This window comes from Sulfitobacter sp. G21635-S1 (assembly GCF_027213915.1).
GTDB lineage: Bacteria > Pseudomonadota > Alphaproteobacteria > Rhodobacterales > Rhodobacteraceae > Sulfitobacter.
This window is the reverse complement of record NZ_JAPWGV010000031.1, coordinates 22,994-45,902: the sequence shown is the minus strand read 5'-3', so window position 1 is coordinate 45,902 and position 22,909 is coordinate 22,994. Positions and strand designations below refer to the sequence as shown.

Here is a 22,909-nt window from a genome sequence, read left to right as displayed (position 1 = left end):
CACATTCAAATGGTCGCTGCAATTCATGGCGCCAGCGCAACTTCGACCACGCGGACTGTGGTGCTTCTGTCTGAAGCTCCTGTCGGTTGGGTCCAGGCCACAAATGCACCGGCTTCTCCGCGTGTCATTCGCGGAAAGCCGACCGATCCAGCACCCCGATTGACGTAGAGAGCCTGGGGCGCGGCGCATCCGGTACCACGGGATACATGGCACAGAACGATCGCCTCACCGCCACTCACATATTCCATCCAGAGTGCCAAAACGCTTCCATCCAGCATTTGCAGAACATCGACCCGACCCGAGGCCGCGCCGAGGTCGAGGCGGAGCGGTTCGTCGAAATGCATTCCTCCATCGTCCGAAAAGGCAATACGAACCCTCGGTTCGTCTGATGCTGCAGTAAACCAGATGACGGTTGCCTTGTCGCCGATCGCATCAATGGCTGGGCCATTTACGGGGCAGCCGGCAATTTCCCATCCGTCGTTGTGAACAGTGAGGGGTTGCGTCCATTCCCCTCCGATAGATCGGACAATCGAAATATCGCGGATTTCCTCGGCGGTTCGATCACGATAGACCGCCACGATATCGCCCGAGGCGGTCCGCGCTGCGGACGTCTGACAACAAGTACAAGCGCGCGCGTCCAACAGGCTTTCTGGCTTCATCGCTCCGTCAGAGTCGACCTGTCGCGCGCGCAGCTGCATCGCATTCTCGAAGCTTTCGCCTTCTGTCTGATTGTCATACTCCCGGCCATCCAGCCACAGCGCCGTCAACCCGCCAAACTGATCGGGAATTAACGAAACAAAACCGTGCTCGCGTTGAGATCTGTCATCGTGCGGAATAAGCGGTTCCGTCCAGCTTCTGCCCTCATCCATGGAAAAAGCGATATTGACGTCATACTGGTAGTCACCTTCCCCATTCAGTTTCAGCCATTGTGCCGCCAGTCCACCATCGGCCAGTACCGCTACCGATGGGAAATCGGCCCAGTTGATGTAAATCTTTGACGATTTATGAATTGTGCGAGCGTCCGACCACTCACTGCCATCGAGTATGGCCATGCGAACTTCCGCTTCGGCTCCGTTTTCTTCTGTCCAGCTCAATATGATCCGGCCATCCGGCAAGGTTGCAAGTGATGGTTCACGGGCACTGATGCCGACCGGTGCTGCACGGTCGGTCAATCTGAAGAGGGCGGTTTCCTCGGCATGAGTTGCAGGGAAAGAACTGAAAAATGCAGCAAGGATCAGGATCGATGCAGCGAGACACTTACTCATACAGAGAATTATCCCCACTAGTCGTGGCCATGTTGCGGCGAACCCATTGGTAGTTGATCGGGAACCAAATCCCACCCTTTTGTCCGTCGAAACGGCTCAGTTTATCCCGTTGGCACGCTGCAATACACGAATGTAAGCCACGATATCGAGAATATCTGATCGCGTCACGCCTTCAACCGCTGGCATGTTACCAAATTTCCAATGATGCGCCCGAACTCCATTTTGCGCCGCGAGGACAAACGCCATGTCGCCGTGGTGGCTCGGTTCATAGATTTTGTGAACAAGCGGTGGAGCGATGCCATCCTGGCCTTGCCCGTTCAGGCCGTGGCAGGCGGCACATACCGCATCATAAGCGCTTGCGCCGATTTGCTCCTGCTCTGTAAAACTGGAGGGCAAATTGACGGCTGCAAGTGCGCCTGCGGGAAGCGCCATGCTTTCGCCGGTTTGGGTGCCCGTTTGGGAGTCGGTCTGCTGCTTGAAATACCATCCCGCCGCAGCAACGGCGACCAGAGCAAAAAATATCGCTGCACATCTCATTCTATCAGACTCCTTCATGATGTTGCGATCGCCCCCTGTCTCTTCACAGACAAAGCCGGGTAACTCAGTGTAGCTTCCTCGAATTGGCTGACCTCTTCCAGCTTGGGGTTGTCTGCCTGAGCTTTCCCCGATCGCTGAATCGATCCAGTGAAAAAGGTCGTGATTTCCTGGTACCGGATCCGCGTGTCTTCCAGCGTCTGATAGTAACTGAAGAGCTCTTTCAGCGGTGCCGAGAAGTCCTTGTGTGCTGCCAGGACGGCCACCAACGCGCCGAGTGTAATGCGACCTTCGATGACAAAATATCCACCCAAAGAGTAGAATAGGAATGGCGTCAGCGCGGTCAGAAAATTGTTGAGGGCCTTGATGAAGAACTTCAGGCGGAAGATCTTCCTGCGCACGTGCTCAAGCTCTCTGAAGCTTGCACTCGCTGGGAGCAGCCCGGCAGGATTGACCTGACGTTCGCGCAATTGATCGCTCAGCTGCCTGCCAAGCTGTCGGACTTCCTTGATCCTGGTGCGCGAAAGCGCGTTGACCCGGCGCTGCAGCTTGGGCAGCAGCACGAGCTGAATTGGCAGTACGGTCAGTGCTGCGGCACCCAAGACAGGGTCCTGAACGAACATGAAAAACAGGATCGTCAAAAGCGTACCGCCTTGCAGGATTGGCAGCGTAAGGACATCTGCCGCAAAGCCACCTATGGGCTCGACTTCCTGCGCGAGAATAGGGACGATTTCGCTCTGGTTTTGGGAGTCTGGATCGCTGCGCCATTGCCGATAGACCAGCAGGCGGAAGCGCCGCAGAAAACGCTCGGCGACATACCCTTTGAAGACGTTAAGGCCATATTTGTTTAGCCCATTCAGGATAATAGCCAAAAGGTAGAGACCGCAAAGAAGCATGAGGAAAACGACCTGGTCGACGTCTCGTCCCAAAACGGCAACTGGGAAACGGCCAGAATCCAGAGCGTTGTTTACGATCTGTTTTGGCAGTTCCAAAGTCAGATAGAGTATAGGCATCGCGATGAGGCTAACCACGATCATCAACGCCTGCTGCCTTCTTGAATAGCGCAAGACGGTGCTGAAAAGACTTCCTTCGAGCCCTCGTATGGGCTCTGGGTGGATCGCAGGCGTGCTGCGGTACTTCCAAAGCTTCAGAATGCCGCGAATAGCAAGATATGAGCCAACGGTGATCAGCAGCGCGGGGGCCAAGACCAGTATGAGATGAATGAACGGGTGCACCCAGTCTGGCGTGACATCGTTGTAGTCGTACCCAAAGGCGGCAGCTATGTCGTGTACAAGCAGGTGATACCTATCCAAGAGTGACATTGAAAATGTCTAACCTTTGGATTTCGGCGCAAGGTGATCGTGCACGATGATGACGCCCCACATGCCCGCTTCCCGGTGGCCGGGGATCAAGCATACGAACTCCAAGTTGGTCATATCGGAGAACTCCCAGATCAACTCTGCATTTTGCCCACTAGGGATCGAAACTGAATTGGCGTTGTCATGTTGCATTTCGGGATGTTCGCGCATCCACTGCTGGTGTTCTGCAACCTCGTCAAAGGAGCCGAGAAAAAACTCGTGTTCCAGCCCGCCCAGATTGCTGACCAAAAAGCGGACAACTGAACCGCTCTCGATGTGGAGTGCGTCCGGCTCGAAAAGCATGTAGCCGCTTTCTGTCTCCCTGATGGACAATTCAATCGTCCTGTCGATTGAGGAGCCATCACCGGGCCTCCCGATCGGATCATGGCCAGGCACTTCGAATGCACGCGCGTGAGGCTGCTGGCCCTTGCCACTGGAAGCGCCCACTGAAAAAGCCGGAAGGACAAGCGCAAGGGCGATGGTGCAGGTTCTCAGGAAATTCGTCATGCTCGGCTACCTCCGTAGCGCTTGATTTTTTGTGATCTTCTTGCTTGCTCGGGCCAAGCCTCAAAGCGATGGGGCCGGAGTGTTTACCCCCGGCCCCATTGTTAGTAGTTACTTCATCTGCGTGACGGTCAGTTTACCCTTGACCCGGTCGGCAACGAACTCGATGTCCTGACCTTCCGCCATCTTGGCCACCATCGCCTCATCGGCGCGGAACACCATGGTCATTGCGGGCATATCCAGGTTGACGAGAGGGCCGTGGATAATTGTGACCTTGCCGGCTTTGGCGTCGATTTTCTTGATGGTCCCGCTCGTGTATTCCACGTCAGCCTGAGCCATCTGGTCACCGACTGCGACCTCACGGTGCATGCCGGATTCGTAGTGGCCAGGGATCAGGCACGCCGCTTCGAACGTACCAGAATTTGCGAAAGTCCACACAACCTCGCCCGAGGCGCCCGCATCGAGACGAATACGGTTCGGATCGTCATGTTCCATGTCCATCTTGGCCATTTCGATCTTATGCTCGGCATTACGCTCTACCGTGTCGAGGACGAATTCATGCTCCAGCTCACCCTTGTTGGTGATGTTGAAGCGGATGGTTTCGCCCTCCTTGATATCCATCGGCTCACTCTCGATCAGCATCTGGCCCTCATCGTTTTCGAGCAAAGTGACGTCGATTGTACGATCCACCTTGGCGGCGTCACCCGGCATGCCGACCATCATTGCGGCTGGCTTGGTCTCCCCATGTCCGCCGTCGTGTGTACCTGCAGCAAAGGCCGGTGCGGATAGCGCGATCGCGAAGCTTGTCGTCAAAAGAAGATTTCTCATTTTATTGTCCTGTAGGTTGGTTTGGTTGGAGATGACGAAGGGCCGCTCAGCCCTTCGAGGTTGGTTTCGGCGTGAGAATGGTCTTGGGGCTGTTGTTGGAGGCAAAGTCGGGTAATTCGCCGGTCCATTCGTAGGCCATCTCGCCCGGAGGATTCTCGTACCAGCCGGGATCGGAGTAATCGTCCGCGTCGATGCCGTCCCGCACCTTCACGACCGAAAACATGCCGCCCATCTCGATGGGTCCGTACGGACCCCAGCCCGTCATCATCGGGATGGTATTGTCGGGAAGCGGCATTTCCATTTTTGCCATGTCCCCCATGCCGGACATGCCCATGGGCATGTATTCCGGCTGGAATTGACGGATCTTCTGGGTTAGCGGCTTCTTGTTCACCCCGATGAACGTCGGCACGTCATGGCCCATGGCGTTCATCGTATGGTGCGATTTGTGGCAATGGATCGCCCAATCTCCCAGATGATCGGCGACGAATTCGTAGGCGCGCATCGCACCTACGGGAATGTCGATGCTCACCTCCGGCCACTGTGCTTCAGGCGGCACCCAGCCGCCATCCGTGCATGTGACCTTGAAGTCATAGCCGTGCATATGGATCGGGTGGTTCGTCATCGTAAGGTTCCCAACCCGCACTCGCACCCGGTCGCCCTTGTTCACGACCAGCGGATCGATGTCGGGGAAGATCCGGCTGTTCCAGGTCCAAAGGTTGAAATCCGTCATCGTCATGATGCGGGGTACATAGGTCCCTGGATCGATGTCGAAAGCGTTCAGCATGATCAGGAAATCACGATCCACCGGCATGAATGTAGGATCCTTGGGGTGGACAACGAACATGCCCATCATCCCCATCGCCATCTGGGTCATTTCATCGCCGTGGGGGTGGTACATGAACGTCCCGGACTTCACCAAGTCGAATTCATAGACGAAGGTTTTGCCCGGTGGGATGCTGGGATGGCTCAACCCGGAGACCCCATCCATGCCCGAGGGGAGAATCAGCCCGTGCCAATGTACCGTTGTGCCTTCCGGCAGCTTATTGGTGACGTAGATGCGCACCCTGTCGCCTTCGACAGCTTCGATCGTCGGGCCGGTGGATTGGCCGTTGTAGCCCCACAAATGCGCGATCATGCCATCGGCCAGCTCGCGTTCTACCGGTTCGGCCACGAGGTGAAATTCTTTCACCCCGTTGTTCATCCGGTGCGGCAGGGTCCACCCGTTCAATGTGACCACAGGTGTGTAGTCCGGCCCGGAATTGGGACGCGCCGTGATCGCCGTAGCCGCACTGTCCATCTGCGCGGCTTCGGGCAAACCCATGTTCAGGGTTTGACCCCAGGCTTTCGAAGAGACCAGCGTTGCACCTGCCGCGCCGGCTCCGAGTAATTGACGTCTGTTCAACATGTCAGTTCCTTTCAGTGTCCTGCGCCGCCACCGGCGGCAAGTGTCGCGCCTTCTCCACCAGCACCACCGCCGTCGCCACCGCCATAGATCGCAGCGGTCAGATCAGCCTGTGCCATGTAGAATTCGCGTTTTGCGTTTGCCGCTTCCAGCGATGCGCCAAGTTTTTCGCGCACATCTGTCAGCAGCTCGAAAGTGTTGGTGATCATGCCGTTATAAGACAGCAGCCCTTCTTCTTCGACGGTCGTGCGTAGAGGCACAAGAACGTCGCGATAGTGGCGGGCGATCTTATATGCGGCGTGATAGGAGGCTTCAGCGCCACGCGCTTCGGACCTGACATTGACAGCTCTCTCTGCCAGCACGTTGGCTGCTTGCAGGTAAGACAATTCCGCCTTGCGCATCCGGGCCTTGCCGGTGTCGTAGATCGGGATTGCGAACTCCACCTCCACCTGAGGGGTGGTTACGGTCTCCGTTTCTCCGTCCTCAACCTCCCGCTCCGCTTCGAACCCGGCAATGAATTCGAGATCGCTGATAATGCGAGTCTGATCAGTCAGACCAAACGCTTTGGCCTGTGCTTCCAGGCCAAGTTTGGCAACGCGCAGATCAACCCGATTTCGCAATGCTTTCGCTTCGATGTCAGTCACACGGCCGACGGAACGCGGCAGCGCAGGAAGGGCATCGGGCACATAATAGTCGACTTCGGTGCCCCACAGCCCCATGAGCCTGGTCAGCTGCTCCTTGGACCGGGTAGCATTCAGGCGTGCCTGGGCAAGTTGTCCGGCGAGTTCGGCGTTGAAGGCCTGTTCACGGGCCTGCCCGGCTTTGTTCAGCGCGCCGGTCTCGCCAAGCCTCATCGCCAATTCCGATCCGGCGTCAGAGGTCGCTTTCGCACGGCGCAGATAGCTCACGGCCTCGAAGGCAGCTACGGCATCGACCCATGCCTTCCGCGTCTGATTGGCCAGTGCGAGTGTTTCGTTCACGGCGCTCAGTTGAGCCTGCCGGAAGTTTGCGTCTGCAATGGCCGTACGCTGCTTGCGAGTGGTGGCATCGAGCACATTCGACCGTATCAGTCCCTCGATCGCCCTGTAGGCACCTAGTTCGGGCGCACCGATGCCCAGTACACCGATCGCGACGATCGGATTTTCCGGGGTCGATTGCTGCCAGGCCTCAGCGGCGGATAGGCCGACATTCGCATATGACGCCTGCAAACCCTTGTTGTTCAGAAGCGCGACCTGAACGGCGGTGTCCGCCGAAATGGTCTTGCGGTGCACCATTGCGTGCACCTGCTTCTTCAAGGCCTCGTTTTCGGCCTGGGTTTCGGCGAAGGCTGTCCGTTTGCCGATGGCTGGTGTGACCTGGCTGGAAATGTTGGCGAAGCCAGCTTTTGGTTCCGTGTAGATGCCCGGTACAGCTGCAGCACAGGCACCCAAGATTAGCGGAAAGCCGAAAACCAGCGGAAACTTCGATACCCGCATCAGTTGCCCTCCGTCTGTTCTTGATTGACGGAACGCCAGTCGCGGGGACCTGTGGGGCCGCGGTAGGTGTAGCCCGCCAAGGGGTCCTGATAGCTGATCAGCGATGAAACTGCCGTGTTGGCGACGGCCTGTTGGGTCGCGACGGACGGCAACGGGGTGGGCTCATAGGCGCATGCGCCAAGCCCGAGGGCCGAAGCCCCCATAAGTAGATGAATTTTCATGAACGTAACCTGATTGATGAACGTTGTCTCACGCAGACTCTGCGCAAGGCTCACACCCGTTTTGGGCGTCGGTTCAGATCAGGAATCGAGGGGGCCGCAGGAACCCTGCTGTTTCCACCGAATACGTTTGACCGTCGAGAATGACATATTCACTTGTACCAACCGGCTCTGCTTCGATCTTGGTGTCTTCGAGGAAGACGACAGAAATACAGATACCGTTGCAACACTCTTGGGATTGTTGCTCTTTGCCATCCTTGTCGGACGCTGCGATGTCGCTTGCGACCCTAAGCTTCTCATGCGCGTGATGCGCATCGCTTCCGGTGTCATGAGTCATGGCGGCACCAACGACAACAATAGACTTGGCTTGATGTCCGTCATGCATGCCGGACGCCGCGTGAGCGGCAGAAGGTGGTGACAATACCAATGCCAGCGCAAACGCAATGCACGTAAACGCCCTTGACCAGCTTGATATGAAAACTCGAAAGCTCATGCCGCGAACATCGGATACCCATGCAGTACAGTCAATCCGTCCTGCGCAGGAAGGTTCGTCGCTTTTTTTGAAACCGGCGAGTTTTGGCCGCTGCTGTCAGAGAATGTTGCATATCAGCGACATAGAGAGAGCCGCTATTTCCGTTCAGCAGAGCGTTGCTGACGCATCTTGGCTACTGAACCTCTGCCAGCTTCTCAGACCTGTAGCCCGCATCGCGGATCGCTGCGGCCAATGCAGTTTCACCCAGGGTGCTGTTGACGTCGACGATACGTGCAGTCAGATCGCACGAAACCGTTGCATCCGGGTCGGCAGCCATGATGGCCTTTTGGATAGAAGCGGTACAATGGCCGCAACTCATGTTCGGTACGCTGAATCTGAACATCGCAGTCTCCTTTGAAGACATGCATGTAAGGCGTTCCTGCATGGGAAGGTCAATGGCCAGAATTTTACTCAACATGGCTGTTGACCTTCCAGTAACTGGAGGCCCTATCTATAGGAGGATCAGATCAAGGAGATTCTCATGTCGGATCCGCGCACCCTTCAGCTTTCGCTGCAAAACATGTCCTGCGCTTCCTGCGTCGGGCGCGTGGAACGTGGCCTCACGGCTCTGCCGGGGGTCAGCAATGTCCGCGTCAATCTCGCCAACGAGACCGCCCAGGCGCAGATCGACGCACCGGAGCGCATTGCCGAAATTGCGACAACCCTTGATGAGATCGGGTATCCGGCCCGTACCCGAAGCGTTCGTCTGAACATCGCATCCATGTCCTGTGCTTCGTGCGTCGGTCGGGTGGACAAGGCTCTGGCAGTGCTGCCGGGCGTGCTGGACGTGAACGTCAACCTGGCATCGGAAACCGCTACGGTCACCTACCTGGAGGGCGCGGTCGCGGTTGCCGACCTCATCAAGGCGGCCAGCGACGCGGGTTACCCCGCCACGCAGGCCGAAGACAGTTCATCGCAAGACGCAGGAGCCCGCAAGAACGAAGAAGCGCGGGATCTGGCGCGCCGGACAGTCGTGGCGGCGACCCTCGCCCTGCCGGTGTTCCTGCTCGAGATGGGCGCACATCTGATCCCCGGCATGCACGGTCTGATCGGCGACACCATTGGCCATCGGGCCAGCTGGATGATCCAGTTCGTGTTGACCACGGCTGTCCTGTTTGGGCCGGGACGTACGTTTTACACACGCGGTTTCCCGGCATTTTTAAAAGGCGCGCCGGACATGAACAGTCTTGTCGCGGTTGGCACATCGGCGGCCTATATCTATTCGCTCGTGGCGCTTTTCGCACCGACGCTGCTGCCCGCGGGATCGCGCGCGGTCTATTTCGAGGCGGCGGCAGTCATCGTGGTGCTGATCCTTCTGGGCCGCTGGCTGGAGGCCCGCGCGAAGGGCCGGACCGGGGTTGCGATACAGAAACTGCTCGGCCTTCAGGCCAAGACAGCCCGTGTGCTGGTTGACGGCGAGCCGCAGGATGTGGCCATCGACCGCATCGTCGCGGGCGACATTCTGATCGTGCGCCCCGGCGAGCGGATTGCAGTGGATGGCGAACTGACCGAAGGCAGTGCCCGTGTCGACGAGAGCATGATCACCGGCGAACCGGTGCCGGTCGCCAAATCCGTGGGCGATCCCGTCACCGGCGGCACCGTCAACGGCAGCGGTGCCTTCCACTTCCGCGCGACGCGTGTGGGTGCCGACACGACACTGGCCCAGATCATCCGGATGGTCGAAGAGGCACAGGGCGCCAAGCTGCCGATCCAGGGCCTGGTGGACCGGATCACGCTCTGGTTCGTGCCCGCGGTCATGGCATTGGCGCTGTTGACGGTGATTGTCTGGCTGTTGGTCGGTCCTTCGCCCGCGCTGTCCTTTGCGCTGGTGGCCGGCGTCTCCGTGCTGATCATCGCCTGCCCCTGCGCGATGGGGCTCGCCACGCCGACGTCGATCATGGTCGGCACGGGACGTGCCGCCGAGATGGGCGTGCTCTTTCGCAAGGGCGATGCCTTGCAACAGCTATCCAGCGTGGATGTTGTGGCGCTGGACAAGACCGGAACGGTTACCCAGGGCCGCCCGGAACTGACCGATCTCGTGCTTGCGGACGGCTTTGACCGCGCCGAGGTGCTGGCATTGGTCGCCGCTGTCGAGGCGCAATCGGAACACCCGATCGCCGAGGCGATCGTGCGCGCGGCAAAGGTCGAGGGCGTCGCGCGGCATGACGTCATGGATTTCGCATCCATCACCGGCTACGGCGTGCGGGCCAGGGTGGCGGGCCGCGAGGTGCTTGTCGGGGCCGACCGCCTGATGACCCGCGAGGGGCTGAAGATCGGCGACCTGGCCGACGAGGAGCGCCGACTGGCCGAACAGGGCCGCACCGCACTTTTCGCGGCAATCGACGGTCGTGTCGCCGCCGTCATCGCGGTAGCCGATCCGGTGAAGCCGTCCAGCGCCGCTGCAATCCGCGCCTTGCACGCACAGGGACTGAAGGTGGCCATGATCACCGGTGACAAGCGCGAAACGGCAGAGGCTATCGCCCGCGAAACCGGGATAGACCATGTGATCGCGGGCGTTCTGCCCGACGGCAAGGTGGCGGCGCTGGACGATCTGCGGGGCACCGGCCAGCGCATCGCGTTCGTTGGCGACGGGATCAACGACGCACCCGCGCTCGCCCATTCGGACGTGGGTATCGCTATCGGCACCGGCACCGACGTGGCCATCGAATCCGCAGATGTGGTGCTGATGTCCGGCGATCTGCGCGGCGTCGTGAACGCCCTCGAGGTGTCGCGGAGCACCATGCGCAACATCCGCCAGAACCTTTTCTGGGCATTTGGATACAACGTCGCCCTGATCCCGGTTGCGGCGGGCGTGCTTTATCCGGTGTCAGGACTTCTGCTCTCACCTGTTCTGGCAGCAGGTGCGATGGCGCTCAGCTCTGTCTTCGTGCTGACGAATGCGCTGCGGCTGCGCCGCGTGCGCCCGGCGATGGACGAAACGGCGCGCCCCGTCTCCGAAGCCTCGGCATCCCCGATTCCAGCTGAATGAACTCAAGGAGGAAACGATTATGAACATCGGAGATGTGGCCGACCTTTCCGGCCTTCCCGCCAAAACGATCCGCTACTACGAAGACATCGGTCTTGTCGAACCGCTGCGCAGTTCAAATGGCTATCGCAGCTTTCGGCAAAGCGACGTGCACAAGCTGGCCTTTCTCGCCCGGGCACGGGCCCTTGGGTTCACCATCGAGGATTGCCGGAGCCTGCTGAAGCTTTATGCCGATACTGACCGCGCCAGTGCCGAGGTGAAGCAGATTGCCGAAGAGCATCTTGATCGGATTGACAGCAAGATCGCTGAACTAACCGAAATGCGCGCGACGCTGTCGCATCTTGTGGATGCATGCGCGGGTGATCACCGCCCCGATTGCCCCATCTTGGCCGATCTGGCGATGGAACAAAAGGCGGGCAGTATCAGCAAGGCGTCCGGATAGCTCTGACGTCTGCAAAAGCCGAACTTTCCCGAAAACTACGGAACATTCCAGCGCAGCAATGTTGTTCCTTCTATAGGACATCAATTTTTCGAGACTGGAGGTTTCCAATGACATACATACGCTTTTTCGCGATGATCGCCACATCCACGGTGGTGATGTTCATCCTAATGTATCTCAACACCTATCTGCTGAGCCATATCTTCTGGTCCGAAACACGCGCCTATATGGCCGTGCTGATGGGGGCCACAATGTCGATCATCATGCTGGGCTTCATGCTGTCGATGTACTCCAGCAAGGCGATCAACGCTGCCATCTTCATTGGCGGCGCTGTGGTGTTTGCCGGATCCCTCTGGTTGGTCCGGAGCCAGGTAACCGTTGGCGATACCAGCTACATGCGCGCGATGATCCCGCACCATTCGATCGCGATCATGACGTCGAGCCGCGCCAACATTTCTGACCCGCGGGTGCGCAAACTGGCTGACGAGATCATCTTTGCCCAGGACAAGGAAATCGCCGAGATGCGGTATCTGGTGAATGACATCGACGCGAATGGTGACGCGGCCGATGAGAGCCCGGATGGTCCGGCCCGCATCGTCGATCTGAACGAGGCGCTCTCATCCGCCGAAATCGCTATCCTCGATCTGGAATTCCTGACCGGCGACGAGATCGCGCAGCTTTTCCCGGATGGGGCCATCTGCACCTTCAAGTATACCGCGACCAGCAAACCTGTGCTTGCCGCAGGACAGATCGATGGCGCCCCGGCGGCGCTGGCAAAGATCAGCGGCGATCTGGTGCGTCTTGGTTCAACCGACGGAACCGGCACCCTGCGCACCGAAGGAATGTCCGTGGCCCTCAGTGCGCCGGACGGGGCTGCGGCGCTGGAAAACAGTGGTGAAGTGCAGGACGCCAACCTCGTGCTCGAGCTCGATGCCGGCCTGCGGGCAGGCTATCGCGGCTATTATGGCTGCGACGCCTGAACCCTGAAACGGAGGATATGACCTGCCAAGAGACACAACCCAGACAGCCAAGCTTTACCGGATGGTGATGCCCGACCACCTCTGTCCCTATGGGCTCAAATCCAAGGACCTGCTGGAGCGCAAGGGTTTTGAAGTCAAGGATCACCCTTTGACCACGCGTGAGGAAACCGACGCGTTCATGGAAGAGCACGGCGTCGAAACCACCCCGCAAACCTGGATCGGCGACGAGCGGATCGGCGGATATGACGACCTTCGGGTCCATTTCGGCATGGATGCGCCCGAAGACGAACGCTCGGACACATCCTATCAGCCGGTGATTGCGATCTTTGCCGTCGCGTTCCTGATGGCGCTCGGTTTGTCGTGGTACAGCTTCGAGACCATTATTACCCTGCGCGCCCTGGAATGGTTCATTTCCATCTCGATGTGCTTTCTGGCCGTACAAAAACTTCAGGATGTCGAAAGCTTTTCGACCATGTTCCTGAACTACGACCTGCTGGCGCGTCGGTGGGTGCGATATGGCAAGATCTATCCGTTCGGAGAGGCGTTCGCAGGCATCCTCATGGTCGCCGGGGCGCTGACCTGGCTTTCGGCACCGGTGGCCCTGTTCATCGGCACTGTTGGCGCAGTATCGGTTTTCAAGGCGGTCTATATCGACAAGCGTGAATTGAAATGCGCCTGTGTCGGCGGTGACAGCAATGTGCCGCTTGGCTTTGTCTCGCTCACGGAGAACCTGATGATGATGGTCATGGGGATTTGGATGCCGATCAGGGTCTATCTGATCGGCTGAAAGGCGGGTGCCTTTTTCACATCCCTCAGACCCGTTCTCCCGACAGGTGCGCAGGTCAGACAGCACTGCGAAAAAGGTCAAGCTGAATGGACCAGATAGTCGAAGCATTCACGACCGGGGCGGGCATGCTCTGGAAGGCGCTCTGGGCGCTGATCTTCGGCTATATCATCTCCGCAGGCATCCAAATCTTCGTGACACGGGATCAGATGGCGCGTGTTCTGGGTGATCGTGGTGCCAGGAAGCCAAGCATTGCCGGCTCCTTTGGTTTCGTGTCGTCGTCCTGTTCCTTCGCGGCTCTTGCCGCGTCGCGTTCGATCCTCGTGAAAGGTGCGCATCCGGTCAATTCGATCGCCTTCCTGATTTCATCGACAAATCTGGTGATCGAGCTTGGAATCGTCCTTCTGGTCCTGCTGGGCTGGAAATTCATGGTGGCGAATTTCCTGCTTGGCATCCTGATGACGATCTACGCCTATGCCCTCTCCCTGATGTGGCTTCCAAGGTCGTTTGTCGAAAGCGAAAAAGAGCATGCGGAGAAGGCCCAGTCCGACGAAGGTATGGACACCGACCAGACCATGAAGGGATCGTTCCGCGACAAACTGCTGTCCCGCGAAGGATGGGACCGGATCGCCCGCGTTTTCTTCATGGAATGGAAGATGGTCTGGAAGGAGATCCTCTTCGGCTTCACGGTCGCGGGATTCATTTCCGTCTTTGTGCCGCAGAGCTTCTGGAACGCGATCTTCCTGGTCGCAGATGGCGGTGCGCAGGACGCGCCGGGCTTCCTGATCGTTCTCGAAAACGCGCTGGTGGCACCGGTCGTCGCTTTCTTCACCTTCATCGGGTCGATGGGCAATGTCCCCCTGGCCGCGATGCTCTGGTCGCGTGATGCGTCGTTCGGAGGCGTGATCGCCTTTCTCGGAGCCGATCTTGTTGCTGCCACGGTGATATGGGTGCACGCAAAGTATTATGGCTGGCAGTATGCGCTCTATCTTTCAGGCTTGCTGTACCTGTGCATGGTCGCTGCGGGAATTACGGTGCATTACCTGTTTGCTCTCGTAGGGATGATCCCGACCGAGCGGCCCTCGCTTCAGGAAATGGTCCGGTTCAGCATCGACTACACGTTCTTCCTCAACCTGATATTTCTCGTCATCGGGGCAATACTGATCTGGCTTCACCTCAGAAACGCCAAGGAAAATTAACCGATTGAAGCCAGGAATGGGAAGGTTCCCAGAAGCCAGTAGGCAAACCGGGACAATTGGCCGGTCATGATGGCAACGCCCATGATGATCATGGCGACGCCTGCGCCCTTGTAGAGCCAGCGACCGGCCTTGCCGATCTGTCTGACCCGCGCGGCGATGGCGTCGGTGAACAGCGCGGCCAGCAGGAACGGCACGCCTAGCCCGGCGGAATAGATCGACAGCAGCCAAATGCCGTCCGACATGCCGCCGGAAGTCGAACTGAGTGTCAGGATCGCGCCAAGGATCGGTCCGATGCACGGCGTCCATCCAAACGCGAAGGCCAAGCCCAGGACGTAGGCTCCGAGCGGGCGACCCCCCGGAATGTCGAGTGTGAAGCGGGTGTCACGCGAGAACGCTTCCAGACGGAAGGCACCCAGCATGACCAGTCCGAACAGGATGATGATCGCCCCGCCCAGATAGTTGAGCTCAGTGCGCCAGGACAGAAGCAGCGACCCGAGCGCGCTGGCCCCGGCACCCAACGCGACAAAGACCGTGGAAAATCCCAAAACGAAACAGGCGCTTAGCCCAAGTGCCCCGGCGCGTGCCCGCAGACCGACCGACCGTGTCGTGCGCAAATCCGGCTGGCCCGCAATATAGGAGACATAGCCCGGCACCAGCGGCAGGACGCAGGGCGACAGGAACGAAATGGCTCCCGCCAGAAACGCCGCGACGATGCCGATGCCGGAAATATCCATCATGCGTTACCATGTCCGCTGAAGGGCCGTGATGCCCACCAGAAGGCAATCAGCGGGATTACGATCCATTGCAGTACCGGCGACAACCCTGCATCGAGGACCGGAATGATCGGCATCAGGTCCGAATAGGCCCAAGCCGCGCGGATCACGATGTTGAGCCATTCACTGAACAGCGTATATCCCAAACCGAACAATATTGTCAGGACGGTCACCGATCGTCGTGTCGGCGCCACGAAGGGCCAGCCGCGGCCGGTCAGCATCAAGGCAAGCATCAGCGCGCTCATGGCAATCAGGATGTCGCCACCCGTGCAATGAACCGCGGCGAAGGCGATCTCACCCCAGGTGCCCTCGTTCCAGATCGTGTAGAGCGGCATGTGGGCGAACTCCCAGATCAGATTAGCCGGGATGATCACCGAAAAATATCGACGGAGTGCTGTCAGGGAAATTCTATCCGGCGCGGACTGCATGACGCCAATCGCAGCATTACTCATTGAAACGCCCCCGTCAGCCGGTCCCACCAACCGCGTTCCCGGCGTCGGTGCTGGGCATTGTTGATCAACTCGCTGACATAGAGGATCAGGTTCACATTCTTGAATTCCATGCCATGGAACTTTGCGGCAAACCGCCCCCCGATATCCACGACATGGGTGACCGCACCGTGCATCATCATGTCGCTGTCGTCCGCTATCGTGAACTCCAGCCCGTAGTTCCGCGCCAGAAGGCGCGTTGCGTCGTCAGCCTGATCAGGCCGTTTGGTCAGAATGACCCAGTTGGTCGGATCGAACCGATGCCGGTCCCCGTACCCGCGCAGAACGTCAGGCGTGTCATTCACGGGATCGGTTGTGATCGAGATGAATTGCACCAGATCCCTCATCGGCCCGTCGTTGATCGAAGCCTGGACCGCCGCGATCTTTTCCGCATGGAGCGGGCAGATGTCCGGGCAGTTGGCGTAGATGAAATGCAGGATGACGACCTTGTCGCTGAAATCCGCCAAGCGCACAGGATTGCCCTCCGCATCCTGCAACTCGAAATCCGGGGCCTGTGCTGCGTCGATGGCCTGGAAGTATGGCTCCATCTCGAACATCCGCGCATCCAGATTTTCACCCGGATGATCGGCGGAGGCCGGAAAGGAGATCGTGGCCGCAAATGTCGCCAAGGCGGCGCGCCGGGTCAGATAGACAATCAACTGCATCACCTTTCGGATTGATGGGGCTTGCCACCACCCGCATCGTCGCATTTCCCGCCAGACCCGCCCTTCATGCACAGACCAAGCCCGCACATCGCGGCACAGGGTGCCAGCGAAACCAAGACAGGCGCGAGACCGATCGCGGTGAGCCATCCCCAGTTCAGCGCCATGCCGCCGCCCATAACGGTTGCCGCACCGACGAACAGCAGTCGTCTGCGCGTCAACCACCGGGGCCAATTGCCTGCGCTTTCGATGTCGGCGGCACCCGCATCGTTGGAAGATGATATGTCGGTCATCCGGAAAATCCTTCTGACGTTTGAGTACTGGTCATTCTGATAACTGGGCGGTCAAGGGCGGGCGGCGCTCTTTCAGGGGCGCTTATTCGATAAAGCCTCGCAAGAAGGAGACCATCTCGGGATCATCCCATTCGGCCGGGCCGACCAGTCTCCCAAGCTCCCGCCCCTGCGCGTCGATCAGGATCGTTGTCGGCAGACCGACGGTGCGCAGCGCGGTCATCGACAGCATGGTCTTGTCGACATACATCTTGAGATTGTTGACACCGATCTCGTCGTAGAACCGCCGCACGACGGGCGACCCGGCCCTGTCGATGGACAGGGCGACGACCTCGAAACGGTCGCCGCCAAGTTCCGCCTGAAGTGCATCCAGCGTCGGCATCTCTTCCCGGCAGGGGACGCACCAGGTTGCCCAAACGTTCACGAGGATCACCTTGCCACGAAAATCCTCCATGTCCCCACGGCTGCCGTCCTCGGTCTCGAAGCGCACATTGATCACCGGCTGCGGCGTGTCGTGCAGTGCGAAGCCTTGCGGCCCGGCAAACGCCGTGCCGACGGACAATGCCCAGACGAGCAGCGCCGTTTTGAGATATTTCATGGCGTTGGCTCCTTGCCAGCTTGGGTTTTCAGATCACGGACGATCGGCAAAAGGGTTTCCTCCAGAATCGCTCGCGTGATGGGGCCGACATGGCGGTAGGCAATGGTGCCGTCGGACGTGATGACATAGGTTTCGGGCACGCCGTAAACGCCCCATTCGATGCCAGCACGTCCGTCGATGTCGGCCCCGATGCGCGCGTAGGGATCGCCCAATTCGTCGAGCCAGGCGCGCGCCTGCTCGGGTGGGTCCTTGTAGTTGATCCCGTAGAGCGGCACCTCACCGGTGGCGCTCAGCTCCATGAACAGCGGGTGTTCGGCCCGACAGGGCACACACCACGAGGCAAAGACGTTCACCAGCGAGACATGGCCGATCAGGTCCTGCGTCGAAAGACCTTCCTCGCGGCGGAGCACCGGAGCAAGCGCAAACTCCGGCACAGGTTTGTCGAGAAGCGCCGATGGCAAGTCGTCGCCGCCCCTGAAAAGCCCCCAGCCGAACAAGACCATGAGGGCAAAAGCTATCAGCGGCACCAGCACAAACCCGGAGATCCTGCGCCGCGGTACGGGGTCGATTTTGCTGACGACCTCTTGCGTCATGGCTGCACCTGCTCATCCGCAAGGGTACGGCTTTCCTGCGAAGCGCGGATCCGATCGGGCCATGTGCTCTTGATGTAATCGATGATCGCCGTGATCTCTTCATCCGTCAGCACCTCCTTGAAACCGGGCATGTCGCTTTCATAGCCATTCCCGACAATCGCCGCCGTTCCGCGCTTCACGATGTCCAAAAGCACGCGGTCCGTATGGTGCCAAGTATGGCCCGAGGCGTCATGCGGCGGGGCAGGCAACCGGCCGTTCGGCAATCTGGAGCGCCAATCGGGCTGCCCCTCCAGGTTTGCGCCATGGCAACTGGCGCAATTCTCCTGATAAAGGCGTTCGCCCGCGAGCGAGTCATCCTGCGCCGAAACGGGCAAGACCGTTGCAGCCAGCAAAAGTGCTGCGAGCCTAATGGTAATTTTCATGTCGCTTGTGCCTTCTTCTGGCTATCCAAATACAACGAGAGTGCGACTATCGATGCCACGACAAGCAGGACGGACGCCCCCAGACCAATCCCCATCGACAACAGGCCGTCGCCGTTGCTGTCGCCCTCATTCCGCATCTTGGCGCATTTCTATTTTCCGCTGTCCGAGCGGATGTATTTGACCAAGGCGATTGCCGCGAGCACCAGCACCGCCACGATGAGTAACCAAACCAGTCCCATCGCGATCATCATGCCGCCACCCATCATTCCACCATCCATCATCATGCACTTCATCCTTTGTTTTCCCTTGAAACCGGTCAGGCACGGGATCGCACCAGACCGCGCAATTGATCATTCGACCGCATAGACGGTCGGGTTCACACCTTCTTCGACGGTGTAAATCTTGAACGGTTCCTGCTTCGCACCCCCCATACCCGGCGATCCCAACGGCATGCCGGGAAGTGTCAGGCCGACAATGTCCGGGCGCTCATCAAGCAACTTGTTGACGACATTGACCGGCACATGACCGCTGACGACGTAGTCTTCCAGAAAGGTCGTATGGCAGCCCTGAAAATCGTCCGGGATACCTGCATCACGGCTGATCTGAGCCAGATCGTGGGTCGGCTTCACCTCGACTGTGAAGCCATTCTCGCGCAGGTAGTCCGCATAGCTCTCGCAGCATCCGCATTGCGGGTTCTTGTAGAGCGTGGCCTCTTGCGCTGCGGCAGGCGCGGCATTCAGGCTCATTGCAAGTATAGCGGCAGCACCTGCGGTGCCAAGATTGGCAAGTCCAATTAGTTTCTTCATCGGTTCTTTCCTTTCGTGGTGATCGTTACGTGAGATTGTTTCAGGTTTTGGTCGTGCCAGGATCGACACGTATGATGCCCATCATGCCGGCCGCCTGGTGCTCCAGGATGTGACAATGGAACATCCAGTCTCCCGGATTGTCCGCCACGAAGGCGATCTCGACCCGTTCCTCGGGCGCCATCAGGACGGTGTCCTGCCATTCGCGGTGCCGTGTCGGTTGCCCGTTCCGTGTGATCACACGGAACGAATGTCCATGAAAATGCATCGGGTGATGCCACGCGGTGCGATTGTCCATCTGCAGCACATGCGACGTGCCCTGCGGCAGGACCAGCAAGGGATCCATCATGTGCCCCGTTGCTGCTTTGCCGTTGATGAACCACATGTTGCCTTCGCGCATCTGCTCCATCATGGACCCCATGCCGCCGCCCATCATCATCTGCCCCATCATGCCGCCGTTGAAGACGATCTGATGCCGCGCAGCCGACGCCATATCCGGTTCGGCCAGCGGGTTGGGCGACAGGTCCATCGACCAATCCGGCACACTGTCCCGCAGCCTGTCAGGCCCGTAGGCGAGATCGACCAGACGGTATTCCAGATCCCTGTAGAAGACATCGGTGACGGTCACGCTCTCTCCGGGCTTGCCGGTCATGTCGATCACCAGATCGACACGCATGGCCGGGCCGACCACCACGGCGTCACTGTCTGGTGCATGAGGTGCCACGGGTTGACCGTCCAGAGCGACCACGACCGGCGCAAGCCCCCCGAAATCCAGCCCGAATATCCGGGCATTGGCTGCGTTGACCAACCTCAGGCGGATGCGTTCTCCGGATCGCACGGCGATGCGGTCCGGTATCTGGCCGTTGATGGTCACGGAATTGCCGATACGCCCGCCGTGCGCGGCGTCGTGCCGACTTCCGAAATCTGTCGCAATCTGTCCGTCGCCGGTCATCCGCCAGTCATCGAGCATCCAGGTCAGATCGCGATCTACGCGGATCGGGTTTGCTTCCTCGACGATCAGCGGCCCGTAAAGCCCGCGTCCGACCTGTTCGGAACTGCGTTGGTGCGGGTGATACCAGAACGTGCCAGCATCCAGTGCATCGAATTCATAGAGAAAATCGCCACCGACGGGGATCGGGTCCTGTGTTAGGAACGGCACACCATCCATCGCATTGGGTGTGCGAATGCCATGCCAGTGGACCGTCGTCCCCTCATTTAGCCCATTCCGGGCCAGAACCCGAATTCGGTCTCCCTGCCGCACCCGGATCTCGGGGCCGGGGAGGGATCCATTGTAGCTCCAGACGTCGGTAGAGCCGTAGGGTGCCGGTCGCAGGGCGGCTTGTCCGGCCGCAGCGCGTAGCAAGAATGGGTCCTCTGTCGGACCTGCCATCGCTACTCGAGCCGGTGACAGAGCGGATATGGCCGTGAAAGCGGCACCGGTGCGCAGCACGTGCCGTCGTGAAATCAGTCTGTTGAGGGTCATCACTTCTGCCTTGATCTGAAGGGGTCGCGCTCAGCCAGCTTCGGCCAAGGCAACGGTCAGGCCCCGCAATAAGCTAGGCCGTTATCAGGTTCAGACAGGCAGCTTGGGAGGGAATGGATCAAGCGAGGGAATCGCGCCAATCGGGATCACAGGTCCCGCGACCGGGATGACAACACCGAAGGCCATCTCAAGCGTCATCGCTGACGTACGAGCTACGATACCGGCCGAACTTCCCGCGCCACATGGGACCGTACACCCACCCTCGCAGGATATCCCGTCAGCAAATCCGATCGGATCGCATCCGCCGCAATGGTCGTCCGCGCTTTCGGCGCCCACCATCTGAACCATTGCTGCCTCAGCCGCATTCGCTGCCGATACATCCGGCGCAACCACGGCACCGAAGCTCAATGCAAGAATCAAAATGAGGCGAAAAACGCGGATCATGCAATTCTTATGCAAGCTTCCAGTAGGGGGAGGTCAAGAAGTATCCTGTAACATAGGCGTGACATTGCCACGTGGGTACTCACTGATTGGCCAACGGATGCCCGAGGTTGGTTTCAGGGGAAAATCTGAGGCGAGACTGCGGACTCATCCAAGGTCTGTTTCGGAGCCAGGCAGCCACCCGCATCTTTTCATGCGGGTGGCTGCCCTTGTGTCAACTTGCGTCTTTGAATTCGGTGTATTGGCCGCGCACCTGGACAGTCACGGTTGCGGGCTGGCTGTCCCGATTCCGCCAGAACCATCCGTGTTCGCCGTCAAATGCCGCGATGATCTCGCCCTCGTCGCCGGTCGAACCGCGGCCCTTTTCATAGGTCACCGACTGACCGCCGCCGTGGCCGTGCATGTCGAAATTCACCCGACCGCCATCGACCAGCATTCGGTATTCCACTGTCTGGCCCTCTTCCATGACCAGCTTCCACTCGGCGCTGTCGCCGGGTGCCAGCGTAAAGGTGGTTTCGTCGCGCCAGACTTCGGCCTCCTGTGCATGTGCCGTGCCGACAAAGAGTCCAAAGATATCGTTCATAAGGCTCGACTGCTCTTCGGCTTCGATCTCCAACAGCCTGTCGGCTTCGGCCTCCTCCGCAAGCTGGGCTTTGATCTCCCCCATCTCGCTCAGCCCGAGAACCCCGCCGATCCCGGTCGGGTCGATGTTGTATTCGGCAGGCAGCACGACGGTCACAAGGATCGCAACGGCGCTGGCCGCCGCAATGGCAGTGGAACGGATAAGCTGCGCGGAGCTGGGAAGCTCATCAAGGCTCGGTTTTTTTGCGTTAAACATTTTGGTCTCCTAACTTCTCAGGTGGCTACGAAGTAGCCGGTGATTTGCAGGCCCATGAGGATGAATCCCATGGACATCATGACGACGTTGGCGGTGTAGGCTTGGCGGAAGAAGTTTGGGGATTTCCGCCAGAATCCCATGACGATGAGGATCACGGCAAGCGCCATGATCTGGCCAAGCTCGACGCCCACGTTGAACGCCAGAAGATTGGCCAGCAGCCCGTCCGAAGCGATTTCATACTCTAGGATTTTCGTGGCCAGGCCCGTGCCGTGGAAAAAGCCGAAGATCAACGTTGCGGCCTTAGTGTTCGGCTGGAACCCGAACCAGCGCTGATACGCCCCGAGATTGTCGAGCGCCTTGTAGACGACCGAAAGGCCGATGATCGCGTCGATGATGTAGGCGTTGATGCCCCAGCCGAACCAGACACCGGCCAGCATAGTGGACGAGTGCCCGAGGGCGAAGAGGCTGACGTAGACGCCGACATCCTTCATCTTGTAGAGGAAGAAGACGACGCCGAGCAGGAACAGGATGTGGTCGTATCCCGTCACCATGTGTTTGGCGCCGAGATACATGAAGGGAATGATGTTGATCCCCCAGATTTCTTGGATGTAGCCCGCGTCACCTTCGGTGACATTGTGGGCAAACGCGTGGCTTGCACTCAGAACGAGTGCCGACAGCGTTATTAAGGACAGGATCACGATCCGGCGTATGCCGGGATCGGTCCAGCCCCGGTGGACTATATTCATGGATTTGACTCCGCATATGTGTTGATGATCGAATGCAGCGCGCTGTTGGCACGCAGTCGGTCAGACGCGCGGAGGTCGTTCGATTTGGTATGTCTGTAAGGTGTTCGACGTGGCCGACCTCAAAGGCCATGCGGCTCTGTAAATATCGAGCGGGTGCGGCGATCGGTCGGGGCCAGGCACAACCGCCTGACTGTGATCGTGATCGACGCTGTCATGGTTGTGTCCATGCATGGCCCAGGCAAGGTCTTCTTCCAGTCCATGCGAATGA

The 22,909-nt window shown here is 59.0% G+C and carries 28 protein-coding genes; 5 read left to right on the top strand and 23 right to left on the bottom strand.

Annotated features, from left to right (window positions below; genetic code table 11):
• Positions 1 to 23: 23 nt before the first annotated feature.
• From O4H53_RS23085 to O4H53_RS23040, 10 genes are all read right to left on the bottom strand, one after another.
• Positions 24 to 1,265 carry a sialidase family protein gene (locus O4H53_RS23085; protein WP_111550083.1) on the bottom strand — a complete coding sequence of 414 codons (1,242 nt, stop codon included), beginning with the start codon at positions 1,263 to 1,265 and terminating at the stop codon, positions 24 to 26.
• Between the two features lie 96 nt (positions 1,266 to 1,361).
• Complete coding sequence (locus O4H53_RS23080) at positions 1,362 to 1,820, bottom strand: c-type cytochrome (protein WP_037929563.1); 459 nt, start codon at positions 1,818 to 1,820, stop codon at positions 1,362 to 1,364.
• On the bottom strand, positions 1,817 to 3,121 hold the full coding sequence (locus tag O4H53_RS23075) for an ABC transporter transmembrane domain-containing protein (RefSeq protein ID WP_037929560.1): 1,305 nt from the start codon (positions 3,119 to 3,121) through the stop codon (positions 1,817 to 1,819). The genes O4H53_RS23080 and O4H53_RS23075 overlap by 4 nt, the downstream gene beginning before the upstream one ends.
• 9 nt (positions 3,122 to 3,130) lie before the next feature.
• Positions 3,131 to 3,664: a cupredoxin domain-containing protein gene (locus tag O4H53_RS23070; protein WP_037929557.1), complete on the bottom strand. Its 534-nt coding sequence runs from the start codon at positions 3,662 to 3,664 to the stop codon at positions 3,131 to 3,133.
• A gap of 108 nt (positions 3,665 to 3,772) precedes the next feature.
• On the bottom strand, positions 3,773 to 4,489 hold the full coding sequence (locus O4H53_RS23065) for a copper-binding protein (RefSeq protein ID WP_027238594.1): 717 nt from the start codon (positions 4,487 to 4,489) through the stop codon (positions 3,773 to 3,775).
• 46 nt (positions 4,490 to 4,535) lie between these two features.
• Positions 4,536 to 5,894 (bottom strand): multicopper oxidase family protein, encoded by a 1,359-nt coding sequence (locus O4H53_RS23060; protein WP_111550018.1) that lies wholly within the window; start codon positions 5,892 to 5,894, stop codon positions 4,536 to 4,538.
• 11 nt (positions 5,895 to 5,905) lie between these two features.
• Entirely contained in the window at positions 5,906 to 7,366 is a 1,461-nt protein-coding gene (locus tag O4H53_RS23055; RefSeq protein WP_037929551.1) for a TolC family protein, read from the bottom strand.
• Positions 7,366 to 7,587, bottom strand: coding sequence for a hypothetical protein (locus O4H53_RS23050; protein ID WP_223865963.1), 222 nt, complete (start codon positions 7,585 to 7,587; stop codon positions 7,366 to 7,368). The genes O4H53_RS23055 and O4H53_RS23050 overlap by 1 nt, the downstream gene beginning before the upstream one ends.
• A 73-nt stretch (positions 7,588 to 7,660) precedes the next feature.
• Positions 7,661 to 8,077, bottom strand: coding sequence for a hypothetical protein (locus O4H53_RS23045; protein WP_037929545.1), 417 nt, complete (start codon positions 8,075 to 8,077; stop codon positions 7,661 to 7,663).
• Positions 8,078 to 8,249: 172 nt separating this feature from the next.
• A complete protein-coding gene (locus O4H53_RS23040; RefSeq protein ID WP_037929722.1) occupies positions 8,250 to 8,459 on the bottom strand; it encodes a heavy-metal-associated domain-containing protein in 210 nt (69 codons plus the stop codon).
• Between the two features lie 138 nt (positions 8,460 to 8,597).
• On the opposite strand from O4H53_RS23040, the gene O4H53_RS23035 reads away from it, so the two are divergent.
• From O4H53_RS23035 to O4H53_RS23015, 5 genes are all read left to right on the top strand, one after another.
• On the top strand, positions 8,598 to 11,105 hold the full coding sequence (locus tag O4H53_RS23035) for a heavy metal translocating P-type ATPase (RefSeq protein ID WP_067293079.1): 2,508 nt from the start codon (positions 8,598 to 8,600) through the stop codon (positions 11,103 to 11,105).
• 19 nt (positions 11,106 to 11,124) lie between these two features.
• Positions 11,125 to 11,544 carry a Cu(I)-responsive transcriptional regulator gene (gene cueR, locus O4H53_RS23030; RefSeq protein WP_037929540.1) on the top strand — a complete coding sequence of 140 codons (420 nt, stop codon included), beginning with the start codon at positions 11,125 to 11,127 and terminating at the stop codon, positions 11,542 to 11,544.
• A gap of 107 nt (positions 11,545 to 11,651) precedes the next feature.
• Positions 11,652 to 12,521: a DUF305 domain-containing protein gene (locus O4H53_RS23025; RefSeq protein WP_037929537.1), complete on the top strand. Its 870-nt coding sequence runs from the start codon at positions 11,652 to 11,654 to the stop codon at positions 12,519 to 12,521.
• 61 nt (positions 12,522 to 12,582) lie between these two features.
• Positions 12,583 to 13,308: a MauE/DoxX family redox-associated membrane protein gene (locus O4H53_RS23020; RefSeq protein WP_037929534.1), complete on the top strand. Its 726-nt coding sequence runs from the start codon at positions 12,583 to 12,585 to the stop codon at positions 13,306 to 13,308.
• A gap of 86 nt (positions 13,309 to 13,394) precedes the next feature.
• Positions 13,395 to 14,504, top strand: a complete 1,110-nt coding sequence (locus O4H53_RS23015; protein ID WP_037929531.1) for a permease — start codon at positions 13,395 to 13,397, stop codon at positions 14,502 to 14,504.
• On the opposite strand, the gene O4H53_RS23010 is transcribed toward O4H53_RS23015, so the two are convergent.
• The 13 genes from O4H53_RS23010 to O4H53_RS22950 all read right to left on the bottom strand — a co-directional run bounded on the left by O4H53_RS23010 (position 14,501) and on the right by O4H53_RS22950 (position 22,641).
• The gene (locus O4H53_RS23010) at positions 14,501 to 15,241 is read right to left on the bottom strand and encodes a cytochrome c biogenesis CcdA family protein (protein WP_037929528.1); all 741 of its coding nucleotides are present in this window, start codon (positions 15,239 to 15,241) and stop codon (positions 14,501 to 14,503) included. The two genes, O4H53_RS23015 and O4H53_RS23010, sit on opposite strands and share 4 nt — an antisense overlap.
• Positions 15,238 to 15,729, bottom strand: a complete 492-nt coding sequence (locus O4H53_RS23005) for a hypothetical protein (RefSeq protein WP_081855445.1) — start codon at positions 15,727 to 15,729, stop codon at positions 15,238 to 15,240. The genes O4H53_RS23010 and O4H53_RS23005 overlap by 4 nt, the downstream gene beginning before the upstream one ends.
• Complete coding sequence (locus O4H53_RS23000; RefSeq protein ID WP_037929522.1) at positions 15,726 to 16,430, bottom strand: SCO family protein; 705 nt, start codon at positions 16,428 to 16,430, stop codon at positions 15,726 to 15,728. The genes O4H53_RS23005 and O4H53_RS23000 overlap by 4 nt, the downstream gene beginning before the upstream one ends.
• Positions 16,430 to 16,720: a hypothetical protein gene (locus O4H53_RS22995; RefSeq protein WP_037929519.1), complete on the bottom strand. Its 291-nt coding sequence runs from the start codon at positions 16,718 to 16,720 to the stop codon at positions 16,430 to 16,432. Before O4H53_RS22995 ends, O4H53_RS23000 begins: the two co-directional genes overlap by 1 nt.
• 82 nt (positions 16,721 to 16,802) lie before the next feature.
• A complete protein-coding gene (locus tag O4H53_RS22990; RefSeq protein ID WP_037929516.1) occupies positions 16,803 to 17,315 on the bottom strand; it encodes a TlpA family protein disulfide reductase in 513 nt (170 codons plus the stop codon).
• Positions 17,312 to 17,908: a DsbE family thiol:disulfide interchange protein gene (locus tag O4H53_RS22985; protein WP_037929514.1), complete on the bottom strand. Its 597-nt coding sequence runs from the start codon at positions 17,906 to 17,908 to the stop codon at positions 17,312 to 17,314. Before O4H53_RS22985 ends, O4H53_RS22990 begins: the two co-directional genes overlap by 4 nt.
• Positions 17,905 to 18,330, bottom strand: a complete 426-nt coding sequence (locus O4H53_RS22980) for a c-type cytochrome (RefSeq protein ID WP_037929512.1) — start codon at positions 18,328 to 18,330, stop codon at positions 17,905 to 17,907. The genes O4H53_RS22985 and O4H53_RS22980 overlap by 4 nt, the downstream gene beginning before the upstream one ends.
• A 149-nt stretch (positions 18,331 to 18,479) precedes the next feature.
• Positions 18,480 to 18,614 (bottom strand): hypothetical protein, encoded by a 135-nt coding sequence (locus O4H53_RS22975; protein ID WP_007121580.1) that lies wholly within the window; start codon positions 18,612 to 18,614, stop codon positions 18,480 to 18,482.
• A 66-nt stretch (positions 18,615 to 18,680) separates the two neighbouring features.
• Positions 18,681 to 19,136 (bottom strand): DUF411 domain-containing protein, encoded by a 456-nt coding sequence (locus O4H53_RS22970; protein WP_037929510.1) that lies wholly within the window; start codon positions 19,134 to 19,136, stop codon positions 18,681 to 18,683.
• A 40-nt stretch (positions 19,137 to 19,176) separates the two neighbouring features.
• Positions 19,177 to 20,496, bottom strand: coding sequence for a multicopper oxidase family protein (locus tag O4H53_RS22965; RefSeq protein WP_223865962.1), 1,320 nt, complete (start codon positions 20,494 to 20,496; stop codon positions 19,177 to 19,179).
• Between the two features lie 210 nt (positions 20,497 to 20,706).
• Complete coding sequence (locus O4H53_RS22960; RefSeq protein WP_037929506.1) at positions 20,707 to 21,060, bottom strand: hypothetical protein; 354 nt, start codon at positions 21,058 to 21,060, stop codon at positions 20,707 to 20,709.
• A 211-nt stretch (positions 21,061 to 21,271) separates the two neighbouring features.
• Positions 21,272 to 21,895, bottom strand: a complete 624-nt coding sequence (locus O4H53_RS22955) for a hypothetical protein (protein WP_037929504.1) — start codon at positions 21,893 to 21,895, stop codon at positions 21,272 to 21,274.
• Positions 21,896 to 21,912: 17 nt separating this feature from the next.
• Complete coding sequence (locus tag O4H53_RS22950) at positions 21,913 to 22,641, bottom strand: HupE/UreJ family protein (protein ID WP_067293076.1); 729 nt, start codon at positions 22,639 to 22,641, stop codon at positions 21,913 to 21,915.
• Positions 22,642 to 22,909 lie beyond the last annotated feature (268 nt).